Origin of the sequence: Acinetobacter wanghuae, assembly GCF_009557235.1 — a bacterium.
In the GTDB taxonomy this organism is placed as follows: domain Bacteria; phylum Pseudomonadota; class Gammaproteobacteria; order Pseudomonadales; family Moraxellaceae; genus Acinetobacter; species Acinetobacter wanghuae.
In genome coordinates, this window is record NZ_CP045650.1 from 2,550,879 (window position 1) to 2,566,965 (window position 16,087).

A 16,087-nucleotide genomic window follows, 5' to 3' on the forward strand; every position below is an offset into this window, starting at 1 on the left:
TATTTTAAGCATTTGAAAGCTGAATTAAGTTACGACCTTTCATTTCTGCCGGAATCGGAAGATTCATCAGGCTTAATAATGTCGGTGCAACATCCGCAAGCACACCACCTTCTGCGATGGTTGCCGTCGTCGGGCCCACATAAATAAACGGTACATGTTCCGTGGTATGTTGGGTATGGACTTGACCACTGACATAGTCCTGCATTTGCTCTACATTACCATGGTCAGCGGTGACAAGCATATGACCTTTTTGTGCCATCACTGCTTCATAAACACGTCCTAAACAGGTATCGACTGCTTCAACGGCTTTCACTGCGGGCATCAAATACACCCGTATGACCGACCATATCACCATTGGCATAGTTCACAACTAGTAAGTCGAATTCACCTGAATTAATCGCAGCAACCAATTCATCAGTCACTTCATATGCGCTCATTTCTGGCTTCAAGTCATAGGTTGCAACGCTTGGCGATGGAATCAGAATACGTTTTTCACCCGGATATTCATCTTCGCGACCACCGCTAAAGAAGAACGTCACGTGCGCATATTTTTCAGTTTCTGCAATGCGCAGCTGGGTTTTACCTAAGTTTGATAAGTACTCACCAATTGAGTTGACCAACGCTTCTGGCATATACGCCACAGGTGCATCAATCGTTGCTTGATAACGCGTAAGCATCACAAATTTTGCAAGGTTCGGTACAACTTTACGTTCAAAACCAGCAAAGTCTTTTTCAACAAAGGCTTTCGTAATTTCACGCGCACGATCTGCACGGAAATTCATAAAGACCACACTGTCATTGTCATTGATGGTTGCGAGTTCACCAATGCGAGTCGCTTTGACAAATTCGTCATTTTCTTCAGCAGCATAAGCCAGTTCAAGCCCTTCAACAGCCGTTGCTGCAGTACGAACCGCCTCACCTTCAGTCAACAAACGATAGGCTTGTTCAACACGATCCCAACGATTGTCACGATCCATGGCGAAGTAGCGACCAATCATGGTCGCAATACGACCTTGACCCGGATATTGTGCAAATAAAGCATCTAATTTTTGCAATGAAGGTGCTGCGCTACGTGGCGGTGTATCACGACCATCAAGGAAGGCATGTAAATACACCGTTGCACCACGTTTCAGTGCCAGTTCTGCCATTGCTACGATGTGATCTTCGTGTGAGTGTACGCCACCTTGTGACAATAAGCCCATCAAGTGCACTGCACCCGCATTGGCTTTGGCTTTTTCAACCGCGTCTACTAACACGTCATGTTCAAAGAACGCACCGGTGCGAATATCTTTCGTAATACGAGTGAAGTCTTGATACAACACACGACCTGCACCGAGGTTCATATGTCCAACTTCAGAGTTACCCATTTGACCATCAGGTAGACCAACATCTTCACCAGAACCTGAGATCAAACTATGCGGATGCTTGTTTTGCATCGCTGTTAAGTTTGGTCGTTTCGCTGCTAAAAACGCATTGTCTTCGACCGCTTCGCGATGACCCACACCATCCATAATTACCAATACGTGAGGGATTTTGCCAGCAGTTGCATCCGTCATAATGAATACTCTTTTCGTTTACGAATTAATCGCACTATTTTAGCGAATTTTATGATCAGAGACTATGCACCAATCATGGTTTAAGTCTCTCATTCACATTGATTTATTCTATGAACCTGAAATTTAGCGCGCTCGATGCAGCAAATAACCACCGACCATGAACATGAATACAATAGGAATAAACACGAACCATGCCGCTGATGGTGCATAAATCAAACTTGCATACCCCAAGAAATCTTGTAAATAGAAGAAGCCCAAGCCGACAAATAACGCAATGACCAAGCGAAAACCCATCGATTGTTGGCGTAATGGCCCAAAAATAAATGAACAGGCAATCACCACCAAAGCAATCAGCGCAAATGGTGAGCCCACTTTTTGCCAAAATGCCAACTCATAGGTTTTTGGTACTTGGCTATATTCATGCATATAGCTCATGAAACTGACCAATTGACTTGGTGATAAATTTTCAGGGTCAATCGTCACCATATGCACATATTTGGGTTGTAAGGCTAAAGCCAAAGGCTGCGTTGCATGCGGCGTAAATGTCGCTGTACCATTGGCTAAAATATTCACTTCTTCGGTGTTATTTAAATTCCAAGAACCATCTTTAATAAACTCACCATTTTGTGCTTTGAGTGTGCCACGTAAACGGTAATCTTGGTCAAAGTCGAGCATCTGAACATTTTTAAGCTCACCTTTGGAATTCGCATAATCAACAAAAATAAAGCGCTGCCCTTCTCGTGTCCAATAACCACGCACTTCACCGAGTTGGGTCTTTTTATCAAAGCTCTTAATATTATTGGCTTGTTCGTTAGTATGTGGAATCACCCACTCACTTAATGCGAAGGACAGCACCACTAAAATGAGTGCTGAGCGAATCACCCAACCGACAATACGCCATAGGCTAACACCCACTGAACGCATCACAATCAGTTCACTATTCGATGCCAAGGTCCCTAAACCGAGTACCGCACCAATCAATGCAGAAATAGGAAGAATTTCATAAAGATAGGTTGGAGCACCCCAAAGTACATATTTTAAGGCTTCCCAAGCACCATAGCCTTCTTTAAGCGAACCTAATTCACCTAAGTAGGTAAAGAGCACCTGTAAACCTGAAAGTACCGCAGTTGCACCAAGCATCGCGAGTGCCGTAGTTTGGGTCACATGTTTTGCAACCAGACGACGTGCCAACATGATTAAGACCTCACTCGCTGAATCTGTTTCTTAATTTTCGGTGCTAATTTTTGCTTACGAGAGAACAATGCCCCTGCAATGGCATACACAATTAACACCAATGGGAAGGCAAAAATCCCCATCTCCTGTTTACTCACCCGTGTTTTTACCGCCATCAATGCCACAATTAAACTGGCAAAAATAAGTAATGCCGGGAAGAGCTTAAGATAACGTCCCTGACGCGGACTGACCTCAGACAACGCCACTGCCAAAATCAGAGCAATCACAATCGAAAATGGCACAAAAGCACGCCAACCGAGTTCACTAGCAACAACAGGATCTTGACGATTTTCCCAAAGCTTGCTCGTAGGTAAGGCTTCGACATCCGCACTTTCGAATTTGGCTTCTTTATCACTTTCCAAGCGCAAACGATAAGATTGAAATTCTGCTTGAGTATATTTGGGCGTACCTGCAAAAATTTCATAACGGCGCCCTTTGACCAAATCCACGACATTGGCGGTGTCATCGGCAACATCAACGCGCGTCGCTTCTTGCGCCAAAATCATCACATCAGGCTTGCCGTCTTTATCCGCGCGTTGATAGAAGAAAATATCTTTTAGATTTTTACGATCTTCAGACAAGCTTCCTGCATAAATGGTGTAAGGGCCTGAGGAAATAAATTCTTTGGGTCGAACCAAATCAAAACCTGTACGTACTGCCTGATTGGTGGTTAGGGCTTCAAATTGGCGAATGCCCCACGGGGCTGCCCACAGCATTAAGAAAGCTTGCACTGCCATAAAAACCACAGTCATGGGAATGAGAAGCCGCGCCAACTGATGTCGACTGACTCCGCTACCATTCATGACTGCCATTTCATGATCGACATACATGCGACCAAACACCAGCATTAAGCCAATAAAGAACCCTAATGGAAGAATGAGCGTTAAAAATTCAGGCAAACGATAGCCGATAATACTGAGTAAAATACTCGCATCGAGTCGCCCTTGTGCTGCCACGCCAAAGTACTTGATCAATCGACCGCCCATCATAATTAAGGTCAATAAGGCAATCACAACCAAGGAGGTCGACACCACTTGCTTGACGAGATAACGCCGAATAATCAAATTCAATCTTCCAATAAAAAGGGTAAAAAATTTGCTTTAGTTTACCCGAATGTGAATGCTAAAAATATAAAAGCGATACGTGTGTTGCACATTGAAACCCTATTCATGAAAATGTTTCAATGGTTTAATGGTTTGCAAATTTTATAAGGCTTGTATAAACGCTCATGAAACTCACAATGAATACCGCGTTCCAAGAGAATGCGTCTAACGAATATTTATTGATTTTAGTCGATGCTGAACAAGTGCAAACAGCAGCTTCAACATATAAAATCAATAACTTAGATACGATTATTAGTGCCACTCAATATAAAGCTGCGCTGAATGAAAGCCTTGCCCTAATTGGCAACATCTCCACTGCAAGCAATGCAGCATTGCTCGGTTTGGGTCAAGCTACCGATTTAAAAGCAAATAAGATCGCAAAAATTGCACAAACAGTGGTGAAATCGGCGCAGAAAAAATTTAAAACGATTAGTGTCGATATTTCAGCATTACCTTCAGAATTGCATTACTTATTTGCTTTAAGCCTGACTCAAGCCGCTTATGCATTTGATGAGTTTAAATCGAAGAAAAATGAATTTGTACTTGAACAGATTCATCTGATTGCCAATAACAGCACATTGACTGCTGAACAATTACAACTTATTCAAGCGATTCAAACGGGTCAAAACCAAGCACGTGATTTAGGTAACCGTCCGGGTAATATCTGCTTCCCAGAATATTTAGCCGATCAAGCGATCGCATTGGCTGCTGAATATCCTGAATTGTTAAAAGTTACTGTACTTGATGAACAGCAAATGGCTGATTTAGGTATGGGTGCATTCCTTGCAGTCAGCAAAGGCTCAGATCGTCCGGGTCGTATTATTACCATCGAATACAATGCTCAGCGCTCAGAAGCCCCTGTGGTCTTGGTCGGTAAAGGCGTGACGTTTGACACAGGTGGTATTTCATTAAAACCAGGCGCGGGCATGGACGAAATGAAATACGATATGTGTGGTGCTGCATCTGTAATCGGAACACTACGCGCATTATGTGAATCTCGTTTAGATATCCATGTGGTCGGTGCGATTGCTGCAGCTGAAAATATGCCTTCAGGCGGTGCAACACGTCCGGGTGATATCGTGACCACTATGAGCGGTCAAACGGTTGAAATCCTAAATACCGATGCTGAAGGTCGTTTGGTACTTTGCGATACTTTGACTTATATCAAACGCTTTAACCCTGCCCTTGTGATTGATATTGCGACATTGACAGGTGCATGTGTGGTTGCACTCGGTTCAGTCTTAACCGGTATGTTTAGTCCAGATGATGAACTTGCAGCTGAAATTGAAGCCGCAGGTCAAACTGCATTTGACCGTGTATGGCGTATGCCCGTGATTGAAGATTATCAAGAGCAACTCGATTCTCCATTTGCTGATATTGCCAACATCGGTGGTCCTAAAGCAGGTTCAGTGACTGCTGCATGCTTCTTGCAACGTTTCACACGTGACTATCGTTGGGCGCATTTAGATGTTGCAGGTACAGCGTGGGCTTCAGGTGCGAATAAAAATGCCACCGGTCGTCCTGTACCATTATTGGTACAATTCCTAGCCAATCGCGCGAGCAAAAATGGCTAAGGTTAGCTTTTATTTATTTGAGAAAAGTCCTGAACGACAAGTCGAAAGTGCTTGTCGTTTAAGCCGTAAAATTCTGCGTCAAAGCGAGCGCGTTTGGATGCTGTGTGATGATGCAGAACTGCGGCAGCAATTGGATGAACGTTTGTGGAGCTTCGATGCCAGCAGCTTTTTGCCGCATGGCATTGATCAACCACAGGGGAGCATCTGTATTTCAGCGCAAAAACCTGAACAAGCAGACTGGATTATTTTTAATTTTAATTCAGAAGCACTTGAACCTGATCCAAAATTTAGTCACATTATCGAGATCATTGAAAATAATGAAACGGCTAAACAAATCGGTCGGAAAAAGTTCAAACAATACCGAAGTCATGGTCTCGTACCAAACACACATAAACTTTGACAAGACACATCTTAAGGAGATGCAAGTGGCATTAAATGTTGGTCCAGATTTTAAACAGCGCTGGTTAAATGTACCGGAAGCTGTACGTCAGACCTTTATTGATGACCTGACTCGCATCAGTGACGTCCTTAAACCTGAAACCTCTTTGCAAGAATGGCTGACACAAGACCGTGTTTTACAGCAGCGTTCTGAGCGACGTATTGAAGAAGCCTATGCGAAACGTAAAGCTGAATTGATTGAAGCTGCGCGTATTCGTAAACAGTTGGCATTAGAAAAAGCATTGGCAGATAAACGTGCCAAGCAACAGGCCTATGCGGAACAACTGCGTCAGGACGAAGAACGCAAGTTTGCTGAACAAACTGAAGCTTTAGCTAAACTCAGTCAAAGCCTTGCCGTTGAAGTCGATCAATATGCTTCGCGTTTCCATAAAAACCCTGAAAACAATTTAGATTTCGCGCGTGGCAAACTCAACATTGATGACAATCAAATTTTATCTGAACTTGAAAGTCTGCGTTTACGTCTAGAACTTGAAGCAGAAACGCTGATTGAACAGACGTTAAAATCAGTTCGTGAAAAACTGCAAAGTGCAGCTCAAGATGAAATTGAATATATTTTGAAGAATTCTAATTTAACTGCGTCTTCTGCAGACTAAGTATTTGTCGGCTTAGATTTTTTAATTCGTTTAATTACAACGGGTATATAAGCTATTTTCGCACTTCACTTTTTGTGCGAAATGCACTTAGATTAAATCCACCAAAAGAAAAGCCGCATTTCCGACTAAATAGCCAACGCCCAATAAAGTGGAAATCCATAATAATCCACCGAGGACGTTATACATCGTAAATGTTGCAAAATTCATATGCCCTGAACCAGCAGCAAAAGGTCCGAAAGAACGCACGAAAGGAATAAAGCGTGCAATTAAGATGGTTTTACCACCATGTTTGGTAAAATAATGATTGGTCTTCACAATATAGGCTGGCTTAAACAACCGAGAATGTTCATTAAAGAACTTGAGACCTAATATTTTGCCTGTGTAATAGTTGACGCTATAACCCAAAGTCGATGCGGCAAATAACAGCAAGCCCATCGAATGCAATGTAATTAAATCACTGCTTGCGCAGAGCGCACCGACTGCAATCAGTAGACTGTCACCCGGTAAAAAAAAGAAGAATACTGAACCTGTTTCTGCAAAGATTACCAAAAATAAAATGGCATAAATCCAGACGCCATATTCATTTAATAAAACAGGAAGCAATTGTTCTAAGTTGAGTAAAAAATCGAGCATTCAAGCTGTCCACTGCGGGAAAAATTGCAGACTAAGACTTACATTATCCCTAAAAATAAAAAAACAGTCTAATTTTTCAATTAAACTGTTCGGTATTCGATCAAAATTTACTTTAAAAATCCATTTTCTGCAAGGAATTCCATACTCAATTTTGATTGTTTATTGTGTTCAGCGGCTTTATCGCCCAGTAATAAACGCTCAATATAACGGGCTAAAATATCCACTTCCAAGTTCACTTTTTGTCCCACTTGCCATGACCCAATATTGGTCCGTTCAGCGGTATGTGGAATTAAATTTAGACTTAACACATGACCACGTAGATGGTTGATGGTTAGACTAATGCCATCTACTGTAACTGAGCCTTTTTCAGCTAAGTATTTCGCAATTTCAACAGGTGCAGTCACTTCAAAGTATAACGAACGGGCATCAGAACGAACTTGGGTAATCTCACCCACAGCATCGACGTGACCCGAGACAATATGACCACCAAAGCGCGTAGTCGGTAACATAGCTTTTTCAACATTAACTGCTTGACCGACTTTCCAATTAGCAAGCGTGGTTCTATTTAAACTTTCACGTGAAACATCGGCAGAATACCAATTCTCGCCCCAAGCAATGACGGTTAAGCAAATGCCATTGGTCGCAATCGAATCGCCCAAATGCACATCAGACATATCGAGATCTGTATGTATGCTAATACGTACATCACCGCCTACGCTTTGCAGACTTTTTACTTTGCCTAGACTTTCGATAATCCCTGTAAACATTTTATTTCTCGCTTCTGTCTCTTTTATACGGTTTTACCAAAGTGCCAACTGTGTACTCACGCCTGTCGTATCTACACCACCAAGTTCTGCATAATGATGCAACTGTCCTAACAACTGACGAATTGAAGGACCTGATTTGGCATGTGTGTCCGTAATTACAATAAACTCAAGTACACGTGCGCGTTCTGACTGACGTTGTTTACTCACGCGATAGCGCGGTACATCTTGAGTCAGCAAAGTTACACGACCACGTTTTAAGTTGGCTTGAAGTAAATCCGTGGCGCTAATGTTGCCATCGGTTGAATAACTGGTCAGGATAAAACGTGCATTGATGGTCGCCAGCAGCTTCTCGTAAGCTTCTTGCGCATGCTTGGATGAATTGTACTGACTTGGACGCTCTTTACGCCATGCACGGTCAATACCGCTTTTAAAGCCCTTTGTGTCCGGTGTAGGTAGATCGACCTGATCCCACAGTGTTAAAGCATTCAGTACATGATAATTACTGCTATAAGCATGCTGATTATACGGTGGATCTAAGTACGCGACGTCAACTTCAAAGCTGCTCATTTGATTGGCTAAATGCTGTGCATCGACACACCACATTTCCGCTGAAGGACCACTCGGTTGTGGATTTTCACAGAAACGACTTGGTGTGAGCCAAAGCAAAGATTCAATTCTTTCTAAAGCTGTTTGGGTTTTACCGCCCCAACCATGATGGAAGCTTTTGAATACGCCTGAGGTATTACTGACGAAACTTGCTGAATAAAGTAGCGGTGCAAGCAACGCTGACATCTCAACATCATCAATCGCGCCTTGGGCTTGCCAAGTGGCAATTTGCTGACGAATTGCATCAATACGCATTCCATTACGGCGTTTGAAGAAGAGACGGTCACGACTTGGATCGTAAATTTCATCATTACGCGGACACAAATTATGTGTCACCCAGCCTTTGACTTCAGGCAAGCGATTTAAATAATCAATCGCTTTTTGATAGCCGCCGAGTTCTTTAAATGCTGGGGCTTCGGTACATGCTAACACCGCATGATTCAGCGCATGGCTATACGGTTCCCAATCATTGGCAATGACACGATAACCATTTTGACGCGCTAAACGAGACACCACGCCTGAACCTGCAAAAAAATCAGCGAAAATCGGTGCGCGACCATCTTCACGTTTTAACGTGCCAGTCAGTTCAAGGGCTTCAAGAATCAAATGTAATAAACGACGTTTGTTTCCCAAATAAGGAACCAACTGATGGAAAAGATACTCATCGGTGGTACGTGCCGCATGGCGACGTTTATTGTAAACCGTTGACTCTGGATTCATAGTGTCTCTTGAGAAGGAATTAACCTAAAGCGAACGTCATCACCAAACTGAGTGACATCGTGGAGCTTAAATCGAAGTTGTTCTGCCATCTGGCTAAATGCTGCATTAAACATGCTACGCGCAGTTTGACCCAATAGTGTCGGTGCGACATAACTGATCAGTTCATCAACCAAATGTTCTTGTAAAAATGCAGTAGATAAAGTCGCCCCAGCTTCAACCAATACATCATAAATCTGATGTTGCTGAACCAGCTGTTGCAATAATTCTTTTAGAGGCTGTACTGGTAATTGTAACACACCCAAGTCCGCGAGCTCTTGACGAAATGGTCCCATGACCATAAGCGTTGTAGGATCTTGTAAGATTTTTGCAGTCAATGGCAAACGACCTTGACGATCCAAAACAACACGTTTCGGCTGTACGATCTTTTCAATATCTGCAACCGTATCAAGCTGACGCACATTGAGCTGGCAATCATCAGCTAAAACAGTGTCAACACCCGTAATCACAGCACCGGAAATTGCTCGCCAATGCTGAACATCTTGACGTGCTTGAGATCCTGTAATCCATTTTGACTCACCCGATGCCATTGCCGTTCGACCATCTAAACTTGAGGCAATTTTAAGCCGTACATATGGCATACCGGTTGCCATCGCTTTTAAGAAACCAACATTCAACGCATGTGCTTGTTCTTGGCAAATACCGAGGTCAACGTCAATACCTGCATCACGAAGAATATTTACACCCTTTCCTGCGACCAATGGATTTGGATCAGGACACGCCACCACAACCCGAGCAACCCCTGCTGCAACTAAACCTTTAGCACATGGCGGTGTACGACCATAATGCGCACAGGGTTCTAACGTGACATAAGCCGTTGCACCACGCGCAGACTCCCCTGCTTGGCGTAGTGCAAACACTTCCGCATGTGGTTGCCCTGCTTGAGGATGAAAACCTTCACCCACAACATGACCATCTTTTACAATGACACAGCCAACATTTGGATTAGGTCGTGTTGAATATTGCCCTTGCTGTGCTAGCTCAATAGCACACAACATCCATATTTGGTCTTGATTCAATTCAGGCATATTTATTCTTGTAAATCGCGTTGTTGCATTTGTTCAATTTGATGACGAAAAGCTTCAACATCTTGGAAATCTTGATACACCGAAGCAAAACGCACATAAGCCACATGGTCGAGTGCAAATAAGGATTGCATGACAATCTCACCAATCATACGAGATTTCACGTCACGCTCGCCTAAACGACGGATTTGCAGTTGAATATCGCTCAATACGGTTTCAATTTGTTCTTGGGTAACTGGACGCTTTTGTAAGGCGTGCATGAGTGAGCGGCGTAATTTCGCTTCATCAAAAGGCTCGTTTTTACCATCGGATTTAATCACGCGTGGCATGACCACTTCATAACTTTCAAAGGTGGTAAAACGCTCATTACAACCAATACATTCACGACGACGACGGATTTGGCAGCCTTCAGCAGCCAAGCGCGAATCAATAACTTTACTGTCTGCAGTGTTGCAAAATGGGCAGTGCATAGCGGTTTAATTGAACAAATCTAGACGATTTCCGAGTGTAGCAAAAATTCCAAACTTTGTAGAGTGTTACGCAACATATAGAAAAAAAACAGCCCCGAAGGGCTGTTTTACACAATATATTGATTATTTGATTATCATATTATTCGACACGTTCGCCATGTTGACTTAAATCTAGACCCATACGTTCGTCATCTGACTCAACACGAATACCAATCACTAGATCAATCACCTTTAAGATAATGAAGGTTAGGATTGCAGAGTAAGCGATGGTTGCAAGTACACCCTCTAATTGAATCCAAAGTTGATGGAGTACATTGGTTGGCGCATCATCACCCATAATGAATGAGCTTGCGAATACAGCAGTTAAAAGCGCACCGACAATACCACCGACACCATGTAGACCAAAGGCATCCAAAGAATCATCTGCTTTCAAGGCACGTTTCAGACCTGTAATCCCCCAGAAGCAAACCACGCCACCAATCAAGCCCATAGCCAAAGCACCACCGACAGTAACAAAGCCTGCTGCAGGTGTAATCACAACAAGACCTGCCACTGCACCAGATGCAGCACCAAGTACAGAACCTTTACCACGTGCTATTTTTTCAGTAATTAACCATGAGATTGCTGCGGCTGCAGCTGCAACTTGAGTCACAACAAGTGCATAACCTGCTGAACCATTCGCACCCAATGCTGAACCACCATTAAAACCAAACCAACCGACCCAAATTAAGCTTGCACCGACAACAGTTAATGCAAGGTTATGTGGCGCCATTGATTCACGGCCAAGCCCCATACGTTTGCCGAGCATATATGCAGCAACTAAACCTGCCACACCTGAGTTAATGTGAACAACTGTACCGCCCGCAAAATCAAGTGCACCGTCATTACCTAACCAGCCACCACCCCATACCCAGTGGGTAATTGGTGCATAAACCACAATTACCCAAATCGTGATAAAGGCAACAAATGCACCGAATTTCATACGTTCTGCAATTGAACCGCTAATGATGGCAACGGTAATAATGGCGAAGGTCATTTGGAAAATAACAAAGAGAATTTCAGGAATCGTACCTGAGAGTGCATCTGTGGTAATACCTGACAACATAAATTTGTCTAAGCTACCAATAAAGGCATTGCCTTCACCAAATGCCAAGGTATAACCAATCACAACCCAAACTAGACTCACCACAGCTGCAGCAACAAAGCTATGCGCCATGGTACTTAATACGTTTTTCTTACGTACCATACCGCCATAGAAAAGTGCTAAACCAGGAATAGTCATGAGTAAAACAAGCGCGGTTGATACCAAAATCCATGCGGTATCACCTGTATCTAATGTTGCTTCTTCTGCAGCGATGGCTTCAGCCACAACTGGTTCAGCAAGTGCTTCTGCAGCCACTGCTTCTGTATCTGAGGTTGATAATTCTTCTGTTACATCTAAAACAGCAATTTCTTCAGTAGGAGCAGTTGCTGTTACAGCTTCTTCAGCCCAAGTAACAGAACCGCCCAAGAGTGCGCTAGACAAACCTAACGCGAGTAGCATCTTTTTCATTCGTATCCCCCAACCAAGTTTTTGTGAGTTATTCGCTACTCAGCAAACTTCATGCCAAATTAAACAGCGTCTGCGCCTGTTTCACCTGTACGAATACGGATGACTTGCTCTAAATTGGTTACGAAAATTTTTCCGTCACCAATTTTGCCTGTGCTTGCTACACGTGTAATTGATTCAATCACTGAGTCAACCATGTCATCGCTAATCGCAATTTCAATCTTAACTTTAGGTAGAAAATCAACAACATATTCAGCACCACGGTAAAGTTCAGTATGGCCTTTTTGACGACCAAACCCTTTTACTTCAGTGACAGTGATGCCTTGAACACCAATTTCAGACAGTGCTTCACGCACGTCGTCTAATTTAAAAGGTTTTACAATTGCAGTTACGAGCTTCATGTTTTTTTCCTTCGGCTTATTTCACCAGTAAGGTTTTATGTTCAAATTTCATGCCAAGATTCCCAAGGTCGGGGGAAATTAGAAAGCTCGACATGTCGTTTCTTTATACCTTATTTTATACTGATAAATTCTTTCAAACTAAAAAATATGCGCTTTTTTTATGTCGGTATTATCAATATAACTCATCGGTTAAATCCATATTTTCACTAAAATACTATGGGCGTTAGCGCTGCAATGCTACACTATTGGCTTATTTTCATCGTTGTGGACAACCTCATGATCGAAACTTTATTACAAGCCATATTGCAACAGGTCGAGCAACCCAAAAAAGATCTTGAACATAATCTTCGTGCCTTATTAAACGAAGCAGTCACAAAAATGGATTTGGTGTCTAAAGATGAATTAGCACGTCAACAAATTGCACTGAATAACGCCAATATTCGTTTGAATGATCTACTTCAACAAGTCAGCGAACTTGAACAACGCATTTTGAACAAAAAATAAGCACACTAAAAGTGCATAAAAGACCATAACCCAATAAAAATAATGCACCATAACGGAACAATAAAATGTCTTTTGCCAAAATTCACACCCGAGGTTTACTCGGGTTACATGCCCCACTGATTGAAGTTGAAGTGCATGTCAGTCAAGGTATGCCTTCACTTACCATTGTCGGTTTAGCCGAAGCTGCTGTTCGTGAAAGTAAAGATCGAGTTCGCTCTGCCATTTTAAACAGTGGTTTTCAATTTCCGACCAAACGTTTAACCATTAATTTAGCCCCTGCCGACCTCCCCAAAGATGGTTCAAGACTCGATTTACCAATTGCACTAGGAATATTGATTGCAACGGGTCAATTGCCTGAGCATTGTACTGATGGTTTAGAGTTTGTTGGTGAATTGGCTTTAGATGGTCAACTTCGTCCTGTCACAGGTGTACTCAGTATCGCGATTGCCTGTCAGCAACAACAGCACACCTTAATTCTACCAAGTCCCAATGCTCAAGAAGCCTGCCAACTGCCTAACTTCCAAGTCTTTGGTGCCAACCATTTAAAAGAAGTCTGTGAACATTTGGCGGAATCTAAAAAATTACCGCAATTTCAGCCGCAAGAAGCGATGACTGAACAACAGTACAAATATGATTTAGCCGATGTGAAAGGTCAATTACGCCCAAGACGTGCATTAGAAATTGCTGCCGCAGGTGGGCATTCTTTATTGTTTAAGGGGCCTCCGGGCACAGGCAAAACCCTGCTTGCTTCACGATTAGCCAGTATTTTGCCACCACTCAACACGCAAGAAAACTTAGAAGTTGCCAGTATTTATTCTATTGCCAATGCTCAGCATCCGTTCGGACAACGCCCCTTTCGGGCACCACATCACACTGCATCTGCGATTGCTTTAGTGGGTGGAGGATCACATCCGAAACCGGGTGAAATTACCTTGGCACATTTAGGTGTTTTATTTTTGGATGAGCTGCCAGAGTTTGATCGTAAAGTATTAGAAGTTCTGAGACAGCCACTTGAGTCTAAAGAGATCGTGATTTCACGCGCTTCACGGCAAATCACCTTTCCTGCCAATTTTCAATTGATTGCAGCCATGAACCCCTGTCCTTGTGGCTATGCTTTTAACAATGATGTGCGTTGCCAATGTTCACCTGAGATGATCAAGCGATATCAAAGCCGAATTTCTGGCCCGCTCTTGGATCGAATAGATTTGCACATTGACGTACCGCCCTTAGCGGCAAAAGAGCTACAGAACAGCCAAGCCGTTGAAAATTCAGCGACTGTTCGTGAACGTGTGATTACAGCTTATGAACGACAAATGAAGCGGCAGAATGCGTTAAACATGAGTTTAAGTCCAAAACAGCTTGAGCAATATGCCCTCCTTGATGACACAACGACTCTCATGTTTGAAATGGCACAGCAAAAATTAGACTTATCAGCACGTGCATACCATCGGGTATTGCGTGTGGCACGGACCATTGCCGATTTAGCACAGAGTCCAGATATTCAAAGTGTACATTTATCAGAAGCACTTTCGTATCGAAGTCAAATATCGCAGCTATAAAAAAAGCGACCGAATGGTCGCCTTTTTCAAAGATACGTATTATTAGAAGCTATATGCTAAACCTAGCACCGCTTTGTTTTTGAAATCTTCATCAAAACGACCATTCCCACCAAGAATATAATTGAAGCTTGCGGTTAAGCCTGTATCACCTAATGCTTTGCTTACACCCACGTCAAAATGGCGGAAGCTAAAACTTTCAGTTGAACCTTTAACGAAATCTCCATTTTTCTCATAAGTATGTAAACCTAAAGCAGTGTCTAAACTAAAATCATTCGGTAAAGGATAGCTATAAGTGGCTTTAAAATAGGTATCGCCTGCATTCCCCCATATTGTATCTTCCAATAAGGTTTGAGCCGTCACACCAAAATCTTTGTAATTCAAACCCAATAAAAGTTCGAAGCCATTCGCATCAGACGTATTAATGTCATAGTAATAATAATAAGTTGTACCTACAGTAAAACCTAGATCATCATTAAAGCTACCGTTATACCCAACATAGAAGTCGTGCTCCATTGCATTAGATTGACCTGGATAAGCATCATCGCCATCAAGTGTAGACGTCCACCAACCTGCATATAAACCTGATGCATGGCTATAATCTAAACCACCTTGAATCGTTAATTTATCGTTTTCAGGTAATGCTGTGTTACCGCGTAGGTTATAGCTTGAAAGTAAGCCAATATTTCCAGAGAAACTATGTTCAGATGCGACTTCATCTGCAAATGTTAACGGTGATGCCGATGCAACTGCTGCTAGAGCCAAAGCTTTCAGTTTAAATTTCATTATTCGATTCCCCCGACCGTCCCAAGACGTTTTTTATGGTCATTTATAAAACTCATATAAGAGTTAGCAATTGCTGTGCCAAGAATCGAAAAACAACAATTATTACAAATTAATTTTGTTTTTTTATTTTTTAAGTTTTTGATTTTAAATAAATTTAAACTAGTTTTTAGTTTTTATGTCGTGTTGGATTTTATAGAAAATAGACTTCATCTCGTCGTATTTCCTTTACTACATATTTGTTTACAACTTGCATCTTTATAAGTCTATTTTTTGTGAACTTTAAATTTTACGCTTAATTATAGTGCATAAAATTCACTCATACTGATAAGATAACCTTTTTCAACTATCACTTAATAATCAAAAGTCCTAAAACTGGTTTTATATATTTAGTTTAAGCAGCCAATCCAGAGTAAATTTGATGTTAAGCACTGAAAATTTACCAAAGATGTGCTCTAATCTGACAAACCGTCGATTTCATCGAGTCGCCTTATTATC

Annotated in this window: 15 protein-coding genes and 1 pseudogene; 5 read left to right on the forward strand and 11 right to left on the reverse strand. The window is 42.3% G+C overall.

Going from position 1 to position 16,087, the window contains the following annotated elements:
- Window positions 1-4: 4 nt before the first annotated feature.
- The 3 genes and pseudogenes from gpmI to lptF form a co-directional block, all read right to left on the reverse strand.
- Window positions 5-1,556: pseudogene (gene gpmI / locus GFH30_RS12210) on the reverse strand (2,3-bisphosphoglycerate-independent phosphoglycerate mutase).
- A 123-nt stretch (window positions 1,557-1,679) separates the two neighbouring features.
- Window positions 1,680-2,750, reverse strand: coding sequence for an LPS export ABC transporter permease LptG (gene lptG / locus GFH30_RS12215; RefSeq protein WP_153372977.1), 1,071 nt, complete (start codon window positions 2,748-2,750; stop codon window positions 1,680-1,682).
- Between the two features lie 2 nt (window positions 2,751-2,752).
- Window positions 2,753-3,853, reverse strand: a complete 1,101-nt coding sequence (lptF, locus tag GFH30_RS12220; protein WP_153372978.1) for an LPS export ABC transporter permease LptF — start codon at window positions 3,851-3,853, stop codon at window positions 2,753-2,755.
- A 164-nt stretch (window positions 3,854-4,017) separates the two neighbouring features.
- Between lptF and GFH30_RS12225 the strand changes: the two genes are divergently transcribed.
- The 3 genes from GFH30_RS12225 to blhA are packed head-to-tail and all read left to right on the forward strand — an operon-like array spanning window position 4,018 to window position 6,518.
- Entirely contained in the window at window positions 4,018-5,466 is a 1,449-nt protein-coding gene (locus GFH30_RS12225) for a leucyl aminopeptidase (RefSeq protein ID WP_153372980.1), read from the forward strand.
- The gene (locus tag GFH30_RS12230) at window positions 5,459-5,866 is read left to right on the forward strand and encodes a DNA polymerase III subunit chi (protein ID WP_153372982.1); all 408 of its coding nucleotides are present in this window, start codon (window positions 5,459-5,461) and stop codon (window positions 5,864-5,866) included. The genes GFH30_RS12225 and GFH30_RS12230 overlap by 8 nt, the downstream gene beginning before the upstream one ends.
- Window positions 5,867-5,891: 25 nt before the next feature.
- On the forward strand, window positions 5,892-6,518 hold the full coding sequence (blhA, locus tag GFH30_RS12235) for a cell division protein BlhA (RefSeq protein WP_153372984.1): 627 nt from the start codon (window positions 5,892-5,894) through the stop codon (window positions 6,516-6,518).
- Between the two features lie 87 nt (window positions 6,519-6,605).
- Here blhA and GFH30_RS12240 read toward each other — a convergent pair whose 3' ends face one another.
- The 7 genes from GFH30_RS12240 to glnK form a co-directional block, all read right to left on the reverse strand.
- A complete protein-coding gene (locus GFH30_RS12240; protein ID WP_153372985.1) occupies window positions 6,606-7,151 on the reverse strand; it encodes a VTT domain-containing protein in 546 nt (181 codons plus the stop codon).
- Window positions 7,152-7,258: 107 nt separating this feature from the next.
- Window positions 7,259-7,918 carry a riboflavin synthase gene (locus tag GFH30_RS12245; protein ID WP_153372987.1) on the reverse strand — a complete coding sequence of 220 codons (660 nt, stop codon included), beginning with the start codon at window positions 7,916-7,918 and terminating at the stop codon, window positions 7,259-7,261.
- Between the two features lie 33 nt (window positions 7,919-7,951).
- A complete protein-coding gene (locus GFH30_RS12250) occupies window positions 7,952-9,244 on the reverse strand; it encodes a DNA adenine methylase (RefSeq protein WP_153372989.1) in 1,293 nt (430 codons plus the stop codon).
- Entirely contained in the window at window positions 9,241-10,329 is a 1,089-nt protein-coding gene (ribD, locus tag GFH30_RS12255) for a bifunctional diaminohydroxyphosphoribosylaminopyrimidine deaminase/5-amino-6-(5-phosphoribosylamino)uracil reductase RibD (RefSeq protein WP_153372991.1), read from the reverse strand. Before ribD ends, GFH30_RS12250 begins: the two co-directional genes overlap by 4 nt.
- 2 nt (window positions 10,330-10,331) lie before the next feature.
- The gene (gene nrdR, locus GFH30_RS12260) at window positions 10,332-10,796 is read right to left on the reverse strand and encodes a transcriptional regulator NrdR (RefSeq protein ID WP_153372993.1); all 465 of its coding nucleotides are present in this window, start codon (window positions 10,794-10,796) and stop codon (window positions 10,332-10,334) included.
- A 139-nt stretch (window positions 10,797-10,935) separates the two neighbouring features.
- The gene (locus GFH30_RS12265) at window positions 10,936-12,348 is read right to left on the reverse strand and encodes an ammonium transporter (protein WP_153372994.1); all 1,413 of its coding nucleotides are present in this window, start codon (window positions 12,346-12,348) and stop codon (window positions 10,936-10,938) included.
- A 59-nt stretch (window positions 12,349-12,407) separates the two neighbouring features.
- Window positions 12,408-12,746 carry a P-II family nitrogen regulator gene (gene glnK, locus GFH30_RS12270; protein ID WP_005094485.1) on the reverse strand — a complete coding sequence of 113 codons (339 nt, stop codon included), beginning with the start codon at window positions 12,744-12,746 and terminating at the stop codon, window positions 12,408-12,410.
- Window positions 12,747-13,022: 276 nt separating this feature from the next.
- Between glnK and GFH30_RS12275 the strand changes: the two genes are divergently transcribed.
- Window positions 13,023-13,250, forward strand: coding sequence for an accessory factor UbiK family protein (locus GFH30_RS12275; RefSeq protein ID WP_153372996.1), 228 nt, complete (start codon window positions 13,023-13,025; stop codon window positions 13,248-13,250).
- Between the two features lie 65 nt (window positions 13,251-13,315).
- Window positions 13,316-14,809: a YifB family Mg chelatase-like AAA ATPase gene (locus GFH30_RS12280; RefSeq protein WP_153372998.1), complete on the forward strand. Its 1,494-nt coding sequence runs from the start codon at window positions 13,316-13,318 to the stop codon at window positions 14,807-14,809.
- Window positions 14,810-14,851: 42 nt separating this feature from the next.
- Here the strand turns inward: GFH30_RS12280 and GFH30_RS12285 are convergent, their stop codons facing one another.
- On the reverse strand, window positions 14,852-15,592 hold the full coding sequence (locus GFH30_RS12285; protein WP_153373000.1) for a TorF family putative porin: 741 nt from the start codon (window positions 15,590-15,592) through the stop codon (window positions 14,852-14,854).
- Window positions 15,593-16,087 lie beyond the last annotated feature (495 nt).

Coding starts and splice junctions, on each gene's coding strand:
- lptG (WP_153372977.1), bottom strand. CDS start 2,750: ATGTTGGCACGTCGTCTGGTTGCAAAACATGTGACCCAAACTACGGCA.
- GFH30_RS12225 (WP_153372980.1), top strand. CDS start 4,018: ATGAAACTCACAATGAATACCGCGTTCCAAGAGAATGCGTCTAACGAA.
- GFH30_RS12230 (WP_153372982.1), top strand. CDS start 5,459: ATGGCTAAGGTTAGCTTTTATTTATTTGAGAAAAGTCCTGAACGACAA.
- GFH30_RS12240 (WP_153372985.1), bottom strand. CDS start 7,151: ATGCTCGATTTTTTACTCAACTTAGAACAATTGCTTCCTGTTTTATTA.
- GFH30_RS12245 (WP_153372987.1), bottom strand. CDS start 7,918: ATGTTTACAGGGATTATCGAAAGTCTAGGCAAAGTAAAAAGTCTGCAA.
- GFH30_RS12250 (WP_153372989.1), bottom strand. CDS start 9,244: ATGAATCCAGAGTCAACGGTTTACAATAAACGTCGCCATGCGGCACGT.
- ribD (WP_153372991.1), bottom strand. CDS start 10,329: ATGCCTGAATTGAATCAAGACCAAATATGGATGTTGTGTGCTATTGAG.
- nrdR (WP_153372993.1), bottom strand. CDS start 10,796: ATGCACTGCCCATTTTGCAACACTGCAGACAGTAAAGTTATTGATTCG.
- GFH30_RS12265 (WP_153372994.1), bottom strand. CDS start 12,348: ATGAAAAAGATGCTACTCGCGTTAGGTTTGTCTAGCGCACTCTTGGGC.
- glnK (WP_005094485.1), bottom strand. CDS start 12,746: ATGAAGCTCGTAACTGCAATTGTAAAACCTTTTAAATTAGACGACGTG.
- GFH30_RS12275 (WP_153372996.1), top strand. CDS start 13,023: ATGATCGAAACTTTATTACAAGCCATATTGCAACAGGTCGAGCAACCC.
- GFH30_RS12280 (WP_153372998.1), top strand. CDS start 13,316: ATGTCTTTTGCCAAAATTCACACCCGAGGTTTACTCGGGTTACATGCC.
- GFH30_RS12285 (WP_153373000.1), bottom strand. CDS start 15,592: ATGAAATTTAAACTGAAAGCTTTGGCTCTAGCAGCAGTTGCATCGGCA.